This window comes from Lachnoclostridium phytofermentans ISDg (assembly GCF_000018685.1).
Classification (GTDB): domain Bacteria; phylum Bacillota; class Clostridia; order Lachnospirales; family Lachnospiraceae; genus Lachnoclostridium; species Lachnoclostridium phytofermentans.
Genome location: NC_010001.1, coordinates 3,910,064 through 3,931,516, shown reverse-complemented (window position 1 = coordinate 3,931,516; position 21,453 = coordinate 3,910,064). Strand labels below are relative to the sequence as shown.

Here is a 21,453-nt window from a genome sequence, read left to right as displayed (position 1 = left end):
AAAGGAGTATGTAGTAAAATATACGAAAAAACTAAGATTGACTAATTGCAGGCATATTTTTAAGAGTGATAAGTTTTCTAAAATAACAAACATCCTATCATAACATATGTGCTTGTTTTTTATATACAAATTTCTATAATTCATAGTATGAGTTTATGTATCTAAATATAAATCTAATTGTCATAATTTATGTAAATGTATGGATTTCATAGAAAATTATGGTATAATGATCATATTACTTACGAAAAAATAAATTAATGGGGGTTTAGGATGGAAAAGAAAAAAGCATTTCAGTATCTAGTCGCTCTATCAATTACATTTGCTTTATTAGCAGTAATCTTTTTTGGACTAGGATTGAATAAGAAAAACACGTATGATAATAAACAGGAATCAACCAATGTATATGTAAATGGAGATGCTTATAACTTCATAATTAATGGTACTTATTTTGCTGGTTATATGGCTATCTCAGGGGCGTGCCTCATAGTGGCTGCTATCATGTTCATGGGTGTTCTTAAAATTGCATGTTCATACGATAATTTATCTGAAATAAAAGAGGTAAATTTTATACAAAGAATAAAAAGTGAGAGAGAAATATCTGGGAAATTAAATGAGTTAAAAGCACTTGCAGAGAAAGGCATTATAACAAAGAGTGAATATGAAGAAAAGAAGAAAGTCATAATGGGTGAATCAAATGGAAAATAAAAAAACGAAATCTATTTTTGTATTTTTACTTATAGCTTTTGTGTTCGCATTCTTGCAATTTTGTATAATTTTTTTAAATAAAAAAATATTAGAGTATTTATCAAGTAGTATGAAAATAACATACTTTTTGTCCCTAATAATTATGGCATTAGTATTTGTAGGTTTTACATTACTTGATAATATTAAGTTTAAAAAGCTTCTTAATATTCCATTAATATTATATGCAGTCAGTTATTTTACCTTGTCAAAAACCAGCTTTACTTTATGGGAATGGGATTTTAGGAATGATAGGACTAATGCAGTATTTAATGTAATTATACTTATCATTATATTAGTATGTGTAATTATTTGGGTATTCCAAAAGAAGTTAAGTTATTTAGCAATTGTGATGCTTTCTATAATTTTATCATATAGCATCTATAATAAATTAGATAATATATTAAAACTAAATTATTATGAGGATTTTACGCAAAGATTATATTATATAATAATCAACTTATGGGAAATTCCATTTCTAATAGCATTGCTTATACTATTTTTCAATAATATAGTACTTAAACCTAATAGCAGACTTGAAAATGAAATTCTAGAATTACAAGATTTACTTCAAAAAGGATTGGTTAGCCAGGAAGAGTATGTAACAAAAAGAAAAGAATTGATCGCAAGATATTAAAATAGTTATTATCTTAATATTCTTAGTATACCGAAGGAAGAACAGTCTTACAGTCTGTTCTTCCCTTTCTTATATCCTTTTTAGTAATATTACATCCAAAAAAAATTCTGGAAATAAGTAAAAAACGTAATTCACTCTTGATTATTTTTTTGTGTCGTTATAATATATAACTAATAATGATAATTATTACTATGACATTATATAGTATTAAACTTAATGATAAGTCTAAAGTTGACACTATATATTGTAGCCAATAAAAAAGATAGGGTGAGTAAAAACTATGGATATTATGATTAAAAAGCGTAATCAAACCTATGAGCCGTTATGTGTGGAAAAGACGAAGAGAATGATTGCATTTGCTTGTGAGGGTTTGGAAGGGTGTGACCCAATTGAGCTGGAACTGGATGCGAGGATCCAGTTTGTGGACGGAATGAGTACGAAAGAAATTCAAAAGATGTTAGTTCAAACAGCGATTGAAAAAGTAATTCATACTAAGAAAGATGAATTTGGTAATATCATGCGTGAAACACATACCAATTGGCAGTATGTTGCAGCGAGATTGTTTGTATTTGATTTGTATAAAGAAGCAGCAATAGAACGTCATTATAAGCATTTTGGATATGGGGATTTTTTAAATCTTGTAAATTCGTTGGTGGAGGAAGAACTTTACGGATCATATCTAACCGATGCGTATACTCAATTAGAGATAAAAGAGTTAGGAGCATATATTAAGCCAGAAAGAGATTATTTGTTTAATTATGAAGGTGTAAAACTGTTATCTGATCGTTATCTGGTGAAGGGACTTAAAAAGGAAGTTTTTGAACTTCCTCAAGAGAGATTTATGGTAATTGCGATGCATCTTGCTATTCCGGAAGAAAAGGCAAAGCGTATGGAATACGCGAAGAAGTTTTATGATTTACTTAGTAGTCTTCAGATGACGGTTGCGACCCCTACTCTTGCCAATGCAGGTACTCCTTTTTATCAGCTAAGCAGCTGTTTTATCTCGGTAGTAGGAGATAATCTATGGTCTATTTATGATGTAAATCAGAAGTTTTCTAGTGTGAGTAAGCATGGGGGTGCGCTTGGTATCTATGTAGGCAAAATCCGTGCTTTAAATAGTGAGATACGAGGTAACAAAAATGCTTCCGGAGGAGTAATTCCATGGGTACGACTCTATAATGATACTGCAATTGCAGTGGATCAATTAGGAAGGAGAAAGGGAGGAGCTACCATTACTCTTGATATTTGGCATGCTGACCTATATGATTTTCTTGACCTTAAAACAAACAATGGAGATGATCGAAGAAAGGCTCATGATATATTTACCGCACTTAGTGTACCGAACCTATTCATGGAACGGTTAGAGCGACGAGAAGAATGGTCATTATTTGATCCTTATCTGGTAAATAAGGTAATGGGATTTTCTTTGGAGGATAGCTATGATGAAGTGGCAGAGAACGAGTTTACAAAGCGCTATCTTGCATGTGAAGAATGTAAAGAGTTACCAAGGATTACAGTTCCTGCACTTGAAGTGATGAAACGGATTATGAAGAGTGCCGTTGAGACGGGAGCACCATTTATCTTCTTCCGTGATACGGTAAATCAGGCAAATCCGAATAAACACGCTGGAATGATTTATTCCTCGAACCTATGTCAGGAGATAACACAAAACATGAGCGAAAGTGAGCTACGAGAAGAATTGATTCAAGATGAATCTGGTGCTAAAGTGATTATTACAAAGATTAAGCCAGGGGATATGGTAACCTGTAATCTAAATTCAATTAGTCTTGGTAGGATTGAAAAAAAAGATTTAGCAGTTAATATTCCGTTACAAATTCGTATGCTTGATAATGTCATTACTTTAAATCAGACACCGGTAGCAGAAGCCCGTATTACCAGTGATAAATACCGTGCAATCGGACTTGGGACAAGTGGATACCATCATTACCTTGTAAATCACGGTATTGGCTGGGAGACACAAAAACATCTTGAGGAAGCGGATGACTTATTTGAAGAAATAGCATATCAAGCCATCAAAGCCTCGATGGAACTTGCAAAGGAAAAGGGAAAATATGAAGCTTTTCATGGCTCCGAGTGGGAAACAGGTGAGTATTTTAAGCGCAGAGATTATACCAGTGACCGTTGGTTAGCACTAAGTAAAGAGGTAGCAGAGCATGGTATGAGAAATGGCTACATTACAGCAGTTGCGCCTACGGGAAGTACCTCTAACATTGCAAATACCTCAGCGGGTATTGATCCTATCTTTAAGAGATATTTTATTGAAGAAAAGAAGGGAAGTTTTATACCAAAAACTGCTCCAGATTTAAATACATCGAATTTCTGGCTATACAAAGAAGCACATACGATTGATCAGCAATTTAGTATTCGTGCATGTGGAATACGCCAACGCCACATTGATCAGTCTCAGTCGTTTAATCTATATATCACGCCAGAATATAAGGCAATTGATATTTTAAATTTATATATGGAAGCTTGGAGAAAAGGTCTAAAGACGATTTACTATGTTAGAAATCAGTCGCTTGAGATGGATGAATGTACAAGCTGTTCTAGTTAAAGTGGAGGTAAATCATGGAGAAGAAGAAAATTTTTAATGAGTATGGAGATCGTGGTACCGATTGTTTAATTAAGGGAAATACAACGAATCTAAGAGAGTGGAATCGTATCAAATACGACTGGGCTCGTTTGATTTATCGTACAATGCTTAATAACTTTTGGATACCAGAAGAAATTTCACTGCAAGAGGATGTAAAACAATTTCCTTACTTAACAGATGGAGAACGGAATGCCTTCGATAAAATCATCGCATTCCTCAACTTCTTAGATTCGATACAAAGTGAAAATCTACCGAATATATCAAGGTATATTACAGCTCCAGAAGTATCCTCCTTGCTAAATGTCCAAGCATTTCAAGAGGAAATTCATGCACAAAGTTACTCCTATATCTTAGATACCGTGACAAATCCAGTGACGAGAGATCGAATATATGATATATGGAGAGAGGATAAGTATCTTTTGGAACGTAATAAATTTATTGCAAATATTTATCAGAGATTTAGTGATGAACCTAGTGATGAAAATTTTGTACGTGTAGTATTTGCAAATTATATTCTTGAGGGAATTTATTTTTATTCCGGGTTTAGTTTTTTCTATACACTAGCAAGGCAAGGAAAGATGACAGCTACCAGTACAATTTTTAAATATATCAACCGAGATGAAATTACTCATTTGGTACTATTTCAAAATATCATGAAAGAGCTTCGTGTTGAACAGAAAGAGATGTTTACCAAAGGCTTAGAGGAGGAACTTCGTGAGATGATGAGAACTGGTGTTGAGCACGAAATTGCTTGGGGCCAATATGTTACGGATAACCAGATACTTGGCATCAATAATGAACTAATTGATCAATATATTAAGTATTTATCCAATCAAAGATTACGGGCAGTTGGTTTAGAAATACTTTATCCGGAAATTACGAAACATCCAATGGAATGGATAGAGTCATTCTCTAACATCAATAGTACGAAGACTGACTTTTTCGAAGCAAAAGTAACGAATTATACAAAAGCAGCGGTATTTGATTTTGACGATTTGCAGTAGAGAAATTCCATATTCATGACAAAGGGAGCGTCGTAACATATCTAATTCAGCTATGGAGTGACGCTCTCTTGTCGTTAAATCAAAAAAGAGCTTTTACTCCATAGATTGATTACTCATCTATTTTGTAAAAGCTCACTTGCCTATGAATTAAAACTTTCTGTAAATATTTTTTTCAGAACTTCATAAGGGATTGGTTCACTATGATAGATTTGAAGCATTCCTTTTGGAGTTATATTATAACCTAGTAATTGATCTTTAAAGGATAGAACTGCTATTGCTTCAATATTAATATGATCTTTGAACGGTATAAGTCGTATAAATTGTTCCTTATAATAAAAAGAAGGAATCTTAGCCCATAATTTTTCATAGGAGCCGTTCGGTGCACATTGCTCAATTAAATCATAAAGTTCATCAAATCGTTGCATAGTTTTTAAATCGAAACTGCTTATGTAATTACGGATGTCCTCGTTCATTGTAACCTCTTCTCCGGCGCTTTCACACCTTTTTAATAAGGTTGAAAAAAGTATTGTTTTTTCAGCCTGACCGCAGGTTTCATCTCATTGGATATTCTATTCTTGACTACCAGAATATTCTGGATATATAAATATTATAACATAGTAGATTAGACAGTAAAAGTTATTTTTATATGATATAGAAAAATGAAGATCGCTATGTCATTTGTTGGATTCAAACCATGAGTGAAAAGAACAGAGGTTATTACTAGTGAGAAAATATAGTTCTGTGATATAATAAATCTAAAATTACAAATACATACCAGATAATAATTCCGTGCACAAAAAGTTGCGACTTTAATCTTAAGTTGTTCTATCATGAATATGAAAGGAGCGGTGTTATGGATTGGCTTGAGTATATGAATGCTTCGCTTGATTATATCGAAGAGAATCTAAGTATCAAAGTAGATTATGAAAGAATAGCAGCTAAGGCATTATGTTCTTCTTATAATTTTCAGAGGATGTTATTACTCCACAGGAAGCGCGCATCCCAGGAGTAAAGTTAAAGCTTTATCCAAGAATCACCTTTCAAATATCAATAAAAGGAGCAGAAGCTATGAAATATCGAATTGAAAAGATGGATGGATTTCGTTTGGCTGGAATCTCAAGAGAAATTACAATTAATAATAGAGAAAACTTTAAACTGATACCAAAGATGTGGGAAGAGTTTAACTCGGATGGTACCTGCGATAAGATTGTTAATATAAATGGCAGGAAACAGGAAGCAATGTATGGGGTTTGCTATGACTTTCATTTTGCGGAAGAAAGATTCCGCTATATGATAGCAATAAAATCAGAAGATCAGATAGCAGAGGGCTATGAAGTATTAGAAGTACCTGAGTTTACCTGGGTGAAGTTTGAATGTAACGGAGTTACGGGGATTCAAGAAACGTTTAAGCGTATGAATACAGAATGGTTTTTAACTTCTGGTTATGAGCATGAAGAAGGGCCTGAAATCGAATTTTACCCAATTGGAGATGTAGATGCTCCGGATTATGTCTGTGAAGTATGGGTTCCGATTAGACCAGTGAAGAAATAGCGAATAATTTAGAGCGTATAAACATTAAACAACTTGCATCAAAAGGTCGTGTACCAAGCGGGAAGTTCCTTTGGAAACGACAATAAAAAACAGCGATTTGCAGCCCACCTAACGGGGGTGTATATCGCTGTTTTGTTGTATCTAGGTACAATAATAAACCACTACTATGCCGTTGTGCCCCAATTATCTTTAACTTCAAGGATTCATCGGCTTTTCAACTCATTATCCTTGAGGCGTTTTAAAGATTTCATACTTCCTGTTTTTCTTTTTTCTGTAGTTTCAGTATAAGTATCAAAATTATAATAAGAATGCTAGCGACTAAAATTCTAGTCCCCTCAATATTATTGCTATCTACTGCTTTAGCAATAGGATTAATTAAAAAAGGCGAAACAAATTGTGATACGTTGCTGGCTATTCCTAACAATGCTACAGATAATACGATTTCTTCTTGCTTCACTCTCTTATAAAGCATTGAATACAGTGTTGGAGATATAAAGCTGGTGCCAACTCCAAAGCAAACACTACCTATTAGCAAAATAGCTTGATTAGGTGAAAATCTGACAATCAACAAGGCTGTAGCTGTTAGTATCAACCCTAGTGTAAGAGTTTTACCTTTGATTTTAGAATACACTTTACCGAAAACTAAACCGATAAAAAATCCAATCGCAGAATTAATACTTGCTAATAGGCCTACAAATTGTGAGTTGCCAAGACCACTTTTCTGGACGAATAAGGAGACGTTTAGCGGATAAGTACATGTTAAGATTATACAAATAAAGCTAATAGCGGCTACTGGTATAGCACTCCTAACGAAAATATTTTTCTTGTTAGGAATATCTGTTTCAACCTTTTTATTCTCTGTCTTTGGCATTAAGATGATTGCTACTATCAAAGGAACGATATTTAAAAGCTGAACAAGAAATACAAATTTCCAATTATATTTTGCAAAGCTACCACTTAAAATATTAAATAATATTCCCCCAGCACACACGAAAGCTGATTGAATACCTACTGCGCTATCTCTTGCTTTATTATCAGAAAAGTAAAGTGCTGGCAAACTTGCAATGGCAGTATTCAACAGTCCTAACCCGATACCCATAAAAGCACGTGTGCATAATAGATAGGCAAAATTGTTTATCCAATATGGCGATATTCCAGAAAAAAGAATGATGATAATACTGATTATGGTAGTGGTTTTCAGTGATATTTTTTCTGATAGCTTATCGGTTAAGAGCGACGAAAACATCATAAATAAAGATGGAACTGTTATGAGTAGTTGTATCCATCCTTCTTGGTTTGGAAATGCAGCCGCAATATTTGATAATACAGGTACTAATGCAATCCCAGCCGATAGAGGGATTGATAGAAAAGAAATTGTTAATATTTTACGTTTATAACTGTCCAATCATTATCCCTTTCTGTAAATATTATCTAATATAATTTATTATAACTATTTTACAATATTTTTAGTAAGTTTCATTATACACCCATTTATTAATTCAAACAACCAAAAGGAGGAATCTAATACGACTATACGACTAATACGACTTGTATGGATGATACAAATACGACTTATATGGAGCATAACTAATGCAACTCGTTATTGTAGAAAAACAGATGTCGCACAGAGCCGTTTTGTATTGATCCTGGAGAAAGTGTTGAGAAAAGATAAACAGTGAATTGAAGTATTTGGAAATGTCGTTTATAATACTGTTAAAGATATACGGAAAATATTATACAAGAGATAAAGCTTACTCTGATGATGTTTATGCCAAATTATATTGCGAGTGTCGGAGTAGAAAATCTACTTTAGAAGGAGAGAGTGATATGGTTAGAAAAGTCTATAATATATTAGATTATGGAGCTGTAGCAGACGGTGTAACTAACAATGCGGCTACAATTCAAAAGGCTATTGATGAAGCAACAATCCATGGAGGACAAGTAGTTGTTCCTGCGGGTAATTACTTAAGTGGAACAATTATCTTAAAAAGTAATATAGATTTTCATTTGGAGATGGGAGCTGTATTAATTAGTAGTCTGAAGGAAGAAGATATCCTAGATTTTGCAAAGCTATTTGAAGATGATAATCAAACGACTGGATGGGATGGAGGATGTTTTATATTCGCTTGTCATGAAGAAAATATTACAATATCGGGACAAGGAACTATCTACGGACAGGGAGATAAGGTATTCTTTGATGACAATGCAGATAATGGTGCACATGAATGCCCATTAAATGTATCGGCCTTTCGTCCAAGAACAACGTTTTTAGAAGACGTTACAAATCTAACGGTAAAGGATATTACAATCAGAGATGCAGCTTTCTGGACCTTACATATGGCTGGTTGCCGCCACGTTCTTGTAAAAGATATTAAGATATTAAATGATATTCGTGGTGCTAATAATGATGGCATTGATCCAGATTGCTGTCAGGATGTTATGATTAGCGGATGCTTAGTAAAGACAGGGGATGATGCAATCGTAGTTAAAGCGACGAAACCGATGTCTCAAAAGTATGGAGCTTGTGAAAATATAGTGATTAATAACTGTATTCTATATTCACGTGATTCGGGATTAAAGATTGGAACAGAGACTCATGGAGATATCCGAAATGTTATGCTTAGTGACTGTGTAATTAAGGAGTGCTCTAGAGGTGTTGGTATCTGGGTAAGAGATGGGGCTACAATAGAAGACATACACGTGCATCATGTTACTGGAAGCGTCTTAAAGTATGCAGATGGAGAACGCTCAGAAGGCCCTACCATGTGGTGGGGGAATGGAGAGCCTATCTTTATTAATGCAACTTACCGAAATGAAAATCGTAACTATCCAGGAAAGATAAGAAATATAACCTTTGACCATATATATATGAAGGCAGAATCCAGTGTATTCTTAGCAGGAGAAGAGGATGCAAGGATTGAAAATATTACGATCTCTAATCTTGAGGTTACAATGTGCAGTCAAGGAACTCAAAATTCTGGCTTTTTTGATGAACAACCATCCCTCCGTCATGTATATCCTCATAGTATTCCAGCTGTTTACGCTAGGAGTGTTGATGGGCTTCGTGTTAGTGGCAGAGTTCGTTATGAAGGGCCATATCACATCTCTAAGAATAAATTATATGAGTCTGAGGATTGTACCATGGAAGAAGTTAATCTTAAAGAGAGATAACGTCTTATAGTGAGATAACATCTTATAGAAAGATAACCAGATAAAAAAAGAAGAAGAGTATAAATTCATCATCTGATGATATGATCCCTCTAAAGTAGACATGGTAAATAACCAAAACTACTTTGGAGGGATTTTATTATGTCTAAATCACCTTCTTCACCAGCTCAAAAATTAAAGGCTGTTGAAGATTATTTAACTGGATCAAAGAACCTACAAGAGATATGTACAGAACTGAAAATTGCTAGTAAAGAAACTGTACGTAAATGGGTTCTATTATTTCAAAATCAAGGAGCAGAAGCGTTTATTTCAACTAGCGGAAAAGTTATACAAAAGAATTTAAAACCATGGTTGTCGAGGAATATATTGCTGGAAATGGCTCGCTCCCAGAACTCATGGCTAAATATAATATTTGTGCGGTTTCTTCTTTAGCAAGATGGATTTCAGTGTATAATAGCGATATGGAACTAAAGGATTATAATCCGAAACAGGAGGTCTATATGGCTGAAGCAAGAAGAAAAGTAACAATTGAAGAACGTAAGGAAATCGTTGCATACTGTATCGAACATGGATGTGATTATAAGAATACTGCTGAACAATATGATGTTTCTTATAGTCAAGTCTATAGCTGGGTTCGCAAATACAATGCTAGTGGTGAAGAGGGCTTGGCAGATAAACGTGGTCATCACAAATCTGATGAAGAAGTTGATGAGCTAGAGAAACTTCGGAGGGAAAACAAACGTCTGAAACGCCAGCTTGAAGAAAGAGATATGATTGTAGAACTGTTAAAAAAAGTGAAGGAATTCGAAAGGAGGCGATTCTAGCCAAGGGAAAAATGGAGCCTAAATATCTTACTATTCAGTTTTTCAAAACAGAAAAAGATTGGGATATAAGCTGGATGTGTCAGCAATTAAATGTTTCACGTACAGGATACTATAAGTGGTTGAATCGTGAACAGCCAAAAGAAGAGATTGAAAACGAAAAGATAGCTCTATGGATCAAGGAATACGATGAAAAGTTCAAACATACTTTAGGCTATCGTAGAATGCGTAATTACATTAACCGAGATAAAAACAAGCATTATAGTAAAGGTAGAATACAACGTATTATGCGTGTATATGGCATCAAATCTGTAATTAGAAAGCAGCGAAAACCGTATCGTTATTCAACACCAGAAACAACTGCTGAAAATATTTTACATAGGGAATTTGAGGCTTCAAAACCTAATGAGAAATGGGGAACAGATGTTACAGAATTCAAAGTGCCTATGAGTAATAGGAAAGTATATTTAAGTGCCATTCTAGATTTTTATGATAAGTCAGTAGTGTCATATGTACTAAGCAACCACAATGATAACAAGCTTGTTTTTGATACATATGACTTAGCACTTAAATCTAATCCAGATGTCACACCCTCTTTCATAGTGATAGAGGATTTCAATATACAAACAAAGTTTTTCAGAAGAAACTTTTGAATCAAGGAATGACTCAATCTATGTCTCGTGTTAGTTGCTGTATTGATAATGGTCCAACAGAAGGTCTTTGGGGAATTATCAAATCTGAAATGTATTATATATCAGATTTCGCTGATGAAAACGAACTTTGTCAGGCAATCGCTGAATATATAGAATACTATAACAATGGACGATATCAGGAACGCTTTAGTAACTTAGCACCAATGGAAGTTCGGAAGGCGGCTATCAACTCAGAGTTTCCAGTTAAATATCCAATACCAGAAAACAAAAGAATTCTTGCTTATAAAGCAGAATTAGAAGCAAAGAAAAAGGAACGAATCGCATAAGAAATGCGACCACAAATGTGATCGCATTATCTAATACATTTTTAATTATTTTACTTGTCTACTTGACAGGGGTCAGTTCATGATGAGGAACATACTCTTCTTTTTTAACTGTCAATGACATAAGACTACTGTGCATTTAATTCATTTAAAATATCAGATAATGAAAATGGGTTAGTGCTAGCAACGGTTGATTCTACTCGTTGTGCATCATATTCAAAAACTGACTGCGTATCATTTAGTAAAACTGGATAGACTCCTTCTTCCTCAAAGGATTCTAATAATAAAAGATATTCCTTATCATTCATGAATTTGATCTCAGCATCACTTGTCTCATAATATTTTCCGTCCATTATACCACCTATAACAGGAATGGATATTTCATCTTCGGTATAGCTTCCTTTCAACGTATCTAACACTTCAAAAGAATATAGAGATACTGGGAAATTTGCTGGTTCTTGCCCTAACGAAAAATTAATTATAACATTTGGTGTTACTTCTTTTAATTTGACCTTCACAGCTAAATCTGCCTTATCACAAATATCAGATGCGCTTTTATAAGAAGGATAGTCAGCACTGATTTTAATTGTTTCTTCAACAGGTTTCTGACTGCTACAAGCTGCTAATATTAGAGATACAATAAGGCAACTTACTATTTTCTTTAATTTTCTTAATTTCATAGCCGACCACCCCTTTTTTATAAACTAAATCTATAGTAACATAGACTATAGTAATACAATCTAAATTTAGTAGATTTTGTAAGAGAATTTCGATCTCTAGAACATTCATAATGCTATTATACCAGACGCCGTAAGGGCATTAACCTGTAAACTGTCCTAAATTAATACTATTTTTAGTCCTATCGGCAAAAATAGCAACGAATAGATAGTTTTGAGCAATAAATGACAAGATTTGGTAAGTGAAGCATGCTATAGTTTATATAGGGGTAGTGGGGGTAAGACAAAGAAGTAGCAATGAAATGAAATTATTAATGTTAAGTGCGTATTCTATGCAGGAAATGGGGGCTCATGAATAGTGACTTACTAACTAAATTTTTTAAGAAACAAATAAAAAAGCTTGATAATTATACTTTGAAAAAAAAGCTTTATTTTCTATACATATTTTGTGTGGCGATTCCTGTAATTGTAACAAATGGGTTGATTTTAAAAATTGTATATGATGCAGAAAAAGCATCCAGAAAAAGAAACTTAGAAAACATAGCTGAAGCAGTGGAATATAATATTACCTCCTCTTTTAGCAATGCGGTTACGATTACAAATGATATGTACACAAATCGAATCATCAGTAAATTCTTAGATACAGTATATACTTCTCCATACGATTATTACAGTGCTTATGACTCCTTAAAAAGAAATTATATCTTACATCAAAGTCTTGGATTAAAGATTAGTAATGTCATACTATTTGCGGATAATGACACGATTACCAATGGAGGAAAATTTGCTAAAATCAGTGAGATTGTCAATACAGAATGGTATCATTATCTATCCTCTAGTGGAAGAAATTTAATCATTTTCCCATATTACGACTATAATAAGAATAATTTATATACCAACGATACGGGCAGGACAATTTCTATTGTTAGAAGGTTAGATTATTATGGTAAGAGTAGCCTAGAGAAGATTGTAAAACTTGATGTAGACTATAGTATTATTCAAAAAGATATTACGAACACAAAATACGATGCAAAGGTTTATGTATGTGATGGTGATAATATCATCTTTTCCAATGATGGGATAACCTCTGGAAGTAAAGAATTTTCAAAATGGGACGTAGGCAAATTAAAGGGAGAACACGCAGAAAGACAAATGCATCTTTATAGTAGGGACTGGGATATTTATATCGTTGGTTACCAGTCGAATATGATAGAAGGTTTAAAAAACAATATACCAATCTTTTTTATTTTAATATTAGCTAACTTACTACTGCCAATCACGATTATGTATCTAGTCAATCAGTCCAATACTCGGAGAATCTTTCTTCTTGGAGAGTACCTAGACAAGGTAAAAGAAGAGAAGTTTGATATGATAACTGAGGAAGCTAGTGTAGATGAAATAGGAGATTTAATTAAAAACTATAACTTAATGGTTTTAAAGATGGAGGACTTAATTCAGGTTGTATATAAGGATAAGCTTGAGAGACAAGAGTTAAACTTAGCAAAGCAGCAAGCGGAGCTTTTGGCGCTTCATAGTCAGATTAACCCTCATTTTATGTTTAATGCCCTTGAGAGTATTCGTATGAGAAGCTTGATTAAGAATGAGGATGAAACGGCTCACATTATTGGGAAATTAGCTATCCTAATGAGAAAGTCTGTGGATTGGGGAGCAGATACTATAACCATTAAAGAAGAGATGGATTTTGTAGAAGCTTATCTGCAACTTCAAAGATATCGATTTGGTAACAAATTATTATATCAAATCCAAGTCGATGAAGCATGTTTACGATATAAGATTCCTAAGTTAACAATCCTGACTTTCGTTGAAAATTCTTGCGTGCACGGAATCGAGAGTATGAGTAACGAGGGATGGATATTTATCTATATTACAGAAAATGAGGGTAGTGTTACGATTGAAGTGGAGGATACCGGTATTGGAATGTCAGAAGAGCAAGCAAAGACGCTTCAGGAGCATATGAACGCTTCCAATATTGAAACGATTGAAAATAGTGAATCGATTGGTATCTTAAATGCTTGCGTAAGGCTTAGAATGTTTTGTGATGAAATGTTTGATATAAAAATTGATAGCGAAGAAAAGGTTGGTACAACAATAGTTATAAAATTACCGATTATCACTTGTTAAGGACAGTAAGCCATTGAAAAGTAGAAGGTAGTGTGTCAGAATGACACGTTACGAATATTGTACTGTCGTCCAAATTCACGGGATTGCGGCAGAATGGAGGATTAACATGTTAAGAGTCTTAGTAGTGGATGATGAGCCATATATCAAACAAGGGTTAGCAATGCTTATCAATTGGATGGCAGAAGGGTTTACAATCATTGGTGAAGCAGCGAACGGAAAAGAAGCGATACGATTTTTACAGAAAACGAAAGTAGATCTTATCATTGCAGATATTAAAATGCCTGAGATGAATGGTATCGAGCTATTAGAGTACATAAAAAAAGAAAAATTATCCGATGCATCCTATATTATTCTTAGTGGATATTATGACTTTCAATATGCTAGGTCTGCAATCCAACACAACTGTTGTGATTATCTTTTAAAGCCTGTACAAAAAGATGAATTACTAGAGGTACTTCGTAGAGTTTCACAAAAAAGCAAAGAGCTTAATAATCGGCAAATAGAAAATAGAGAAAAGGAAAGAGCACTCTTTGACCGCAATCTTTTAGCACTCATCTGGGGAAAATTCGATAATTACAATATCGAATATGTAACAAAACATTTAATGCTATCAAAAGAAATAAAGTACATAACTATTAATCTTGATTTTACAAATCAGGAAAATCTAACAGAATCAGATAAACGTAATATTCAGAAGAATCTCTATATGCAGGCAAGAGAGCTACTAAAAGTTGATGAATACCACGTTATATTTGATGTCGGTAAACAAGATTCCTCTTATGATATTGGTTTTATTTATTGTGATTATCTTGCAAATGAAGCGGGGGTAACCGAGGGGGAATATTTAAAACAATTCAGCCAACTATTAAGCGAAGGAATCAACTGCAAAATTATGCTATTTGTAGGGAATAAGGTTGATTCGATAGCAAGGCTATCAGAGTCGTATCAAACCGCAATGATTGCAAAGACTTTACAGATGTTTCGAAATGATAAGGATATTACCTTTTATGAAGAAAATATGAATTTAAATGGAGCCTCCTTATTAGAAAGAAGAAAATTAGATATCTTAATTCAAGCAGTGGAAGAAAACAATAAAGAGGAAATTTCCTCAATGGTGGATAGTATTTATGATGATATTAATCAGTCTAATATGGATTATAACCTTATAAATCTAAACATTAGTTACATATTATATCAACTGATTTATTTGGCAACGAAACAGGATGATAATATTAATCAAGAAGAAATCCTACAATATATTAGTAAAAATGCCTTCCATAGAGATGCTATGCGTGGAAGCCGAAAGCATTTTAAGTTATTTGCTTATGATTTTTCAGATTATTTGCAACAACTTCGTAAAAATGTCTCGAAAGGTATTCTGGCTAGTATTGAAAGGGAAATTGAGGAGAACTATGCTGAGAATATAAGTTTAAAATCTTTGAGTGAAAAGTATTTCATTAATAGTGCTTACTTGGGCCAGGTATTCAAGAAACAATTTGGCCTACCATTTAAAGATTATTTGAATAATCATCGTATCGACCGGGCAGCGGAGTTATTGCTGCGTACGGACGAAAAGGTGTATATCGTAGCTGAATTGGTTGGTTATCATAACCTAGATTACTTCATCAATCGTTTTGTCTCCGTGAAGGGTTGTACCCCGACAAGATATCGAAATCAAAGTAGGTAATATGGGAAAATGCTCCTTTGGTATTGTATATTATGCATATATAAATTATATATGAAAGATATTTTTTGTATATACAGTTCATATGGATATAATCTATAGTTTGTATGGTTGTTGAAAATGCACAATAATGGTACGATTTAACTAATCACTTAGAGGTGATGAAACAATAAGAGTAGGGAGGATAAGCTATGAAAAAAAGATTTTTGTCACTGTTTTTAGTACTAATGCTAATGGCTTCTTTAGCAGCAGGATGCAGTAAAAAGGTGGACGATACGAAAGATGTAGACAATTCTAAAGTTGAAGCAACAAAAAAACCGGAAAATACAAAAGCACCAGATAAGCAAGAAATTAAAGAATTCACTGCATTTTTCGCAGTACCTGGAACTGAAATCAACAACAATAATGTTGCTATGGAGAAATTAGCTGAGTTAACAGGAGCTAAGTGTAAAGAGACTTGGTTAACTGGTCAGACAGCAGAAGAAGCAGTTGGTACATTAATTGCTGGTGGTGAATACCCAGATTTTATTTGCGGTTCTACAGGTCATGCTCAGTTATTAGAAGCAGGTGCCTATATTGCAATTGATCAGTATTGGGATAAATACCCTAATATTAAGAATTACTTATCAGAGGAAGAGTGGAATAAAGTTAGAGCAGAGGATGGACATGTGTATATCATTCCTCAATTTGGTATTATTAATGAAAAAGATACCGAATGTGTACATAATGACGAAGCATTTTGGATTCAAACAAGAGTATTAAAGTGGGATAATTACCCTAAGATTACAACTCTTGATCAGTATTTTGACTTGATAGAAAGATATATTGCAGCAAATCCTACTATGCCTGATGGAACTGCAAATATTGGATATGAAATCTTAACTGATGACTGGAGATATTTCTGCTTAGAGAATGCACCATTTTTCTTAGATGGTTATCCTAATGATGGTTGCTGTATAGTAGATCCAGTAACTTTAGAGGTTTCTGATTATAATACAACAGATACTGCAAAGAAGTACTTTGCAAAACTTAATGAAGAGTTTAAGAAGGAAATTATCGATCCTGAAACTTTTACAATGTCTTATGACCAGTATATAGCAAAGCTATCTTCCGGTCGTGTATTAGGTATGGTTGACCAACATTGGAACTTCCAGCAGGCAGAAGATGCAATCAAGACACAGGGCTTAGATGATTGTACTTATATACCATTAGGAATTGTTATGAATGAAGGAACAAAAGATCGTTACCATTCAGCAAGTGCTCTCGATGTTTCTAACGGTTTAGGAATTACAGTAAGCTGTAAAGATGTTGAAGGTGCAATGAAGTTTATGGATGATTTATTATCACAGGAAGCATTAACACTTCGTTTCTGGGGTATTGAAGGGCAAGATTATATGGTTGGCGACGGTGGAGTTTTCTATCGTACAGACGAACAACGTAATAATGCAGTAAGTCAGGATTATCAGGTAGCTAATTTATGTAAATACTCATATTTCCCACAATTAGAAGGTATGAATCGTGATGGTATTAATGCATGGGAACCAGGCAGTCAGCCAGGAGAGTTCTTTGATGCTCTTAAGCCAGAGGTTCAGGAATGCTTAAAGGCATATGGTGCAGAAACCTATGTTCAGTTGTTAAATCCAGCAGGAGAAAATTCACCTTGGTTCCCAATGTGGTCTTATTCTAATACATTTACCTCAGATACAGATCATGGTATGGCAAAGGTAAATATGGATGAAGTTAAACACGAGTATTTACCAAAGGCTGTTATGGCGAAAGACTTTGAAGCTGCTTGGCAGGATTACATGAAAGTTTACAGCGATAGAGTAAATATTGATGCTTACTTAAAAGCTATAAAAACTGAAGTTGAAAGAAGAATAGCTGTTGCAGAAGGCAAATAATTCATGATAGGTGTGGCAGCTTGCTGACTTGTTTAAGTGGAAAGAGGGCGGTTTTATGCACAAGTTTGGGGGCAACCGTCCTCTTTTTTATCAAACTTTTCTTAGTATAGGTATTACAGACAACTATGGCAATCAGAGAGTGATCATCAATATTGCAGCAAATGGGAGTGAACAAAATGGAAGTAACGAAAAAGCGCAAACAAAATGTTATTAATGATAAAGGCCCTAAAATAAGCTGGAGAGAGATAAGAAAACAGAAGGAACTGATTCTTTTATCAATTCCATTTGTAATCTATGCTCTAGTCTTTTATTATGCACCTCTTGGTGGTTGGATCATGGCTTTTCAAAATTATAAGCCAAAGGGAGGGTTACTACACTCTCAGTTCGTGGGATTAGCAAAATTTAAAACACTTTTTTCAAATGATGTGTTTATTCGGGTAATTCGTAATACGTTATGTATGGGGGTTATCAATCTTGTATTAAGTTTTGTATTTTCTATTGGTCTTGCAATCCTATTAAATGAGGTTCGAAATAAAAGAGGAAAGAAGTTTGTACAGACAGTTTCCTATTTACCTCATTTTTTATCTTGGATTATTGTAACAGGAATTGTGCTAGATGTATTGTCGTTAGAAACTGGAATTATAAATCAAGCGTTAGTAGCATTACATATTTTAAATAAGCCAATCAATTGGCTTGCTTATCCAAAATTCTTTTGGCTTATTGTTGGTTTTGCAAATGTATGGAAGGAGACAGGATGGGGATCTATTATTTATTTAGCGTCGATCACTTCAATAAATCCTGACCTTTATGAGGCAGCATCCATTGATGGTGCTGGCAGATTGCAAAAGATTTTTCATATCACTTTACCAGGTATTAAACCTACGATTTTTATCTTATTATTAATCAATGTTGGAAATGTTCTAAATGCAGGATTTGAAGTTCAATACTTATTAGGGAATGGCCTTGTTCAAAGCGTATCCCAAACAATTGATATCTATGTTTTAAAGTATGGTATCAGTATGGGTGATTATTCTATTGGTACTGCAGCAGGTATATTCAAGAGCTTAGTAAGTATTGTTATCATCTTTTTAGCGAATAAGGCAGCGAAAATGGCGGGTGAAGAACGTTTATTCTAGCAAGGATGTAAGTGATAAAAATATTCACGCGGTAATTGATTTGCATTGTCTTGTAAGTTAGACAATAAGTAGCGCAGAAATGAGGGTAAAGATGAAAAAATTCGTTTGGACAAGAAAAAAGAAAAGTAGTGTGGGTGATAAAGTTTTTACAATTGTAAATACCGTGATATTAACAATATTTGTAATAATAACTTTGTACCCTATTCTAAATACATTAGCAATTTCTTTTAATGATGGAACTGATGCTTTAAGAGGTGGTATCTATCTATGGCCACGGTTATTTACTTGGAAAAATTATCAGACCATTATACATAAGCAAAATCTCTTAACAGCAACAGAGATTTCAATTTTAAGGACTGTGATAGCAACGGTAGTGCAATTATTTGTAACCGCACTATTGTCTTATGTATTAAGTCGTAAAAATTTTATATTCCGAAAGCAAATATCTCTATTATATGTTCTAACGATGTACGTGAATGGAGGACTGATTCCAACTTTTATGCTTTATAAGAGCTTAGGGTTAACGAACAGTTTCTGGGTTTATATTATTCCAGGTATGGTAAGTGCCTTTAATATGCTAGTTATACGTACTTATATGGTTGGATTACCAGATAGTTTACAGGAATCTGCGGAAATTGATGGTGCAGGGCACTTTACAATATTCTTAAGAATTATCGTGCCTTTGTGTAAACCTGTATTTGCAACAATTGCTTTATTTATTGCAGTTTATCAATGGAACTCCTGGTTTGATACGATGTTATATAACCGAATGAGAGGGGAATTTACCACACTTCAATATGAATTGATGAAGCTATTATCATCGGTTACAAACAATAGTTCCAATGCAGAGACTATGAAACAAGCATCAAATCAAGTAACTCCGGCCTCGATAAGAGCAGCAGCAACAATCATTACATCATTGCCGATTGTCTGTCTGTATCCATTTTTACAAAGATACTTTGTAACAGGACTAACGATTGGCGGGGTGAAGGAATAGTTCAATTATTAGGGGATTTAATTAATGGTACGGGGACTAAGAGGATTAATTAATCATTAGGGAATTAGTTAATGATACGGAATATTAGATCATTAAGTGGAATACAAGAACTAGATAAAATTGTAGGTGCTAAATATTATAAGATAAAAGCATTGAAGAAACATTTATCTTTGGGTGAGATGGAGGAAGCTGATGAATGGTGCAATAAAAAGTGGGTATTACCGGAATGTGTTTACCGAATTAGGCTATAAAGAAGAGGACGTAACTAAGAAAGTTGAGGACAGCTTTCAGACCTTGTTCTATGGTCTACCAGAAGAACGCATATATTATCCTGTGGGTGAAGATTTAGGATATATCGTGGATACCGGAAATCATGATGTTCGAACAGAAGGAATGTCTTATGGAATGATGATGTGTTTGCAATTAGATAAAAAAGAGGAATTTGATCGCTTATGGAAATGGGCTAAGACATATATGTTTATGGATTCTGGTGTTAACAAAGGCTATTTTGCTTGGTCATGTAAAACAGATGGTACGAAAAATTCCTATGGACCAGCACCGGATGGTGAGGAGTATTTTGCTTTAGCATTATTCTTTGCTTCCAACCGCTGGGGTGATGGAAATGGAATTTTCGAATATAGTAAACAAGCGAGAGAACTTCTTCATGAATGTATCCATAAAGGAGAAGAGGATGGAATCGGAGAACCTATGTGGGAGCCATCGAACTACCTGATAAAATTCATACCTAATTGCAATTTTACAGATCCATCGTATCATTTACCACACTTTTACGGGTTATTTGCACTTTGGGCATATGAAGAAGATAGAGAATTCTTTAAAAAGGCAGCGGAAGCGAGTCGTTCGTATCTAAAACTTGCATGTCATGAAAAGACTGGGCTTTGCGCAGAATACACAGAGTACGATGGAACTGCTCATAGTGGAGATCAAGAAATATTTGGACGCCATGATTGGTATTACAGCGATGCTTATCGAACCATTGCAAACATTGGTCTTGATTATCTCTGGTTTGCAGCTGATGAATGGCAAGTAACATGCGCTAATCATTTACAGCAATTCTTTTGTGAGACAGTAAAAGAGCATGCAAGTGGTATTTATCAAGTAGATGGAACGATAATCAAGGGCGAGGCTTTACACCCTGTTGCAATAATCGCTACCAATGCGCAAGCATCTTTAGCAGCAAATGGTCCCTTTGCGAAAGAATGTGTCGACAAGTTTTATCATACAGAATTAAGGACTGGCGATAGAAGATATTACGACAATTGCTTGTATATGTTTGCACTCTTAGCTTTAAGTGGAAAGTATCGTATGTGGATGTAACAGATATATAAAGTTATAGGATATCAATTGAAACAGTGGAATAAGAAAATATTAATAAACTTGTAG

General features: G+C 34.1%; 22 protein-coding genes. 19 read left to right on the top strand and 3 right to left on the bottom strand.

The window, feature by feature from the left end:
- The first annotated feature begins 270 nt into the window (after window positions 1-270).
- From CPHY_RS16710 to CPHY_RS16695, 4 genes are all read left to right on the top strand, one after another.
- A complete protein-coding gene (locus tag CPHY_RS16710; RefSeq protein ID WP_012201229.1) occupies window positions 271-705 on the top strand; it encodes an SHOCT domain-containing protein in 435 nt (144 codons plus the stop codon).
- Window positions 695-1,378 carry a hypothetical protein gene (locus tag CPHY_RS16705; RefSeq protein ID WP_012201228.1) on the top strand — a complete coding sequence of 228 codons (684 nt, stop codon included), beginning with the start codon at window positions 695-697 and terminating at the stop codon, window positions 1,376-1,378. The genes CPHY_RS16710 and CPHY_RS16705 overlap by 11 nt, the downstream gene beginning before the upstream one ends.
- Window positions 1,379-1,658: 280 nt before the next feature.
- Window positions 1,659-3,953 (top strand): ribonucleoside-diphosphate reductase subunit alpha, encoded by a 2,295-nt coding sequence (locus tag CPHY_RS16700; RefSeq protein ID WP_012201227.1) that lies wholly within the window; start codon window positions 1,659-1,661, stop codon window positions 3,951-3,953.
- A 14-nt stretch (window positions 3,954-3,967) separates the two neighbouring features.
- On the top strand, window positions 3,968-4,996 hold the full coding sequence (locus CPHY_RS16695; protein WP_012201226.1) for a ribonucleotide-diphosphate reductase subunit beta: 1,029 nt from the start codon (window positions 3,968-3,970) through the stop codon (window positions 4,994-4,996).
- Window positions 4,997-5,136: 140 nt separating this feature from the next.
- On the opposite strand, the gene CPHY_RS16690 is transcribed toward CPHY_RS16695, so the two are convergent.
- Window positions 5,137-5,469 (bottom strand): DUF1801 domain-containing protein, encoded by a 333-nt coding sequence (locus CPHY_RS16690; protein WP_012201225.1) that lies wholly within the window; start codon window positions 5,467-5,469, stop codon window positions 5,137-5,139.
- Window positions 5,470-5,849: 380 nt separating this feature from the next.
- Between CPHY_RS16690 and CPHY_RS21870 the strand changes: the two genes are divergently transcribed.
- Window positions 5,850-6,008, top strand: coding sequence for a hypothetical protein (locus tag CPHY_RS21870; RefSeq protein WP_157668749.1), 159 nt, complete (start codon window positions 5,850-5,852; stop codon window positions 6,006-6,008).
- 56 nt (window positions 6,009-6,064) lie between these two features.
- Window positions 6,065-6,547, top strand: a complete 483-nt coding sequence (locus CPHY_RS16680; RefSeq protein WP_012201223.1) for a GyrI-like domain-containing protein — start codon at window positions 6,065-6,067, stop codon at window positions 6,545-6,547.
- Between the two features lie 247 nt (window positions 6,548-6,794).
- On the opposite strand, the gene CPHY_RS16675 is transcribed toward CPHY_RS16680, so the two are convergent.
- Complete coding sequence (locus tag CPHY_RS16675; RefSeq protein WP_012201222.1) at window positions 6,795-7,952, bottom strand: MFS transporter; 1,158 nt, start codon at window positions 7,950-7,952, stop codon at window positions 6,795-6,797.
- Between the two features lie 422 nt (window positions 7,953-8,374).
- Between CPHY_RS16675 and CPHY_RS16670 the strand changes: the two genes are divergently transcribed.
- The 5 genes from CPHY_RS16670 (at window position 8,375) to CPHY_RS21530 (ending at window position 11,515) form a co-directional block, all read left to right on the top strand.
- On the top strand, window positions 8,375-9,718 hold the full coding sequence (locus CPHY_RS16670; RefSeq protein WP_041703748.1) for a glycoside hydrolase family 28 protein: 1,344 nt from the start codon (window positions 8,375-8,377) through the stop codon (window positions 9,716-9,718).
- Between the two features lie 138 nt (window positions 9,719-9,856).
- Window positions 9,857-10,147, top strand: a complete 291-nt coding sequence (locus tag CPHY_RS22495; protein WP_330370844.1) for a helix-turn-helix domain-containing protein — start codon at window positions 9,857-9,859, stop codon at window positions 10,145-10,147.
- Between the two features lie 68 nt (window positions 10,148-10,215).
- A complete protein-coding gene (locus CPHY_RS22490; RefSeq protein ID WP_330370843.1) occupies window positions 10,216-10,539 on the top strand; it encodes a helix-turn-helix domain-containing protein in 324 nt (107 codons plus the stop codon).
- Window positions 10,540-10,550: 11 nt separating this feature from the next.
- Window positions 10,551-11,189, top strand: coding sequence for a DDE-type integrase/transposase/recombinase (locus tag CPHY_RS21535; RefSeq protein WP_012201219.1), 639 nt, complete (start codon window positions 10,551-10,553; stop codon window positions 11,187-11,189).
- Window positions 11,186-11,515, top strand: a complete 330-nt coding sequence (locus tag CPHY_RS21530; protein ID WP_095206822.1) for an IS3 family transposase — start codon at window positions 11,186-11,188, stop codon at window positions 11,513-11,515. The genes CPHY_RS21535 and CPHY_RS21530 overlap by 4 nt, the downstream gene beginning before the upstream one ends.
- A gap of 125 nt (window positions 11,516-11,640) precedes the next feature.
- Here the strand turns inward: CPHY_RS21530 and CPHY_RS16655 are convergent, their stop codons facing one another.
- Window positions 11,641-12,192: a hypothetical protein gene (locus CPHY_RS16655; RefSeq protein ID WP_012201217.1), complete on the bottom strand. Its 552-nt coding sequence runs from the start codon at window positions 12,190-12,192 to the stop codon at window positions 11,641-11,643.
- Between the two features lie 348 nt (window positions 12,193-12,540).
- Here CPHY_RS16655 and CPHY_RS16650 point away from each other — a divergent pair, with 348 nt between their 5' ends.
- The 8 genes from CPHY_RS16650 to CPHY_RS16620 all read left to right on the top strand — a co-directional run bounded on the left by CPHY_RS16650 (window position 12,541) and on the right by CPHY_RS16620 (window position 21,387).
- Window positions 12,541-14,331: a sensor histidine kinase gene (locus CPHY_RS16650; RefSeq protein ID WP_012201216.1), complete on the top strand. Its 1,791-nt coding sequence runs from the start codon at window positions 12,541-12,543 to the stop codon at window positions 14,329-14,331.
- A 106-nt stretch (window positions 14,332-14,437) separates the two neighbouring features.
- The gene (locus CPHY_RS16645) at window positions 14,438-16,018 is read left to right on the top strand and encodes a response regulator transcription factor (protein WP_041703747.1); all 1,581 of its coding nucleotides are present in this window, start codon (window positions 14,438-14,440) and stop codon (window positions 16,016-16,018) included.
- 188 nt (window positions 16,019-16,206) lie between these two features.
- Complete coding sequence (locus CPHY_RS16640; protein WP_012201214.1) at window positions 16,207-17,916, top strand: extracellular solute-binding protein; 1,710 nt, start codon at window positions 16,207-16,209, stop codon at window positions 17,914-17,916.
- 55 nt (window positions 17,917-17,971) lie between these two features.
- Window positions 17,972-18,130 carry a hypothetical protein gene (locus CPHY_RS22000; RefSeq protein ID WP_198301323.1) on the top strand — a complete coding sequence of 53 codons (159 nt, stop codon included), beginning with the start codon at window positions 17,972-17,974 and terminating at the stop codon, window positions 18,128-18,130.
- Entirely contained in the window at window positions 18,093-19,052 is a 960-nt protein-coding gene (locus CPHY_RS16630; protein WP_012201213.1) for an ABC transporter permease, read from the top strand. The genes CPHY_RS22000 and CPHY_RS16630 overlap by 38 nt, the downstream gene beginning before the upstream one ends.
- Window positions 19,053-19,143: 91 nt before the next feature.
- Window positions 19,144-20,049, top strand: coding sequence for a carbohydrate ABC transporter permease (locus CPHY_RS16625; RefSeq protein WP_012201212.1), 906 nt, complete (start codon window positions 19,144-19,146; stop codon window positions 20,047-20,049).
- Window positions 20,050-20,120: 71 nt separating this feature from the next.
- Complete coding sequence (locus tag CPHY_RS21995; protein ID WP_198301322.1) at window positions 20,121-20,300, top strand: hypothetical protein; 180 nt, start codon at window positions 20,121-20,123, stop codon at window positions 20,298-20,300.
- Window positions 20,242-21,387, top strand: a complete 1,146-nt coding sequence (locus CPHY_RS16620; RefSeq protein WP_012201211.1) for a glycosyl hydrolase family 8 — start codon at window positions 20,242-20,244, stop codon at window positions 21,385-21,387. The genes CPHY_RS21995 and CPHY_RS16620 overlap by 59 nt, the downstream gene beginning before the upstream one ends.
- The last annotated feature ends 66 nt before the right edge of the window (window positions 21,388-21,453 follow it).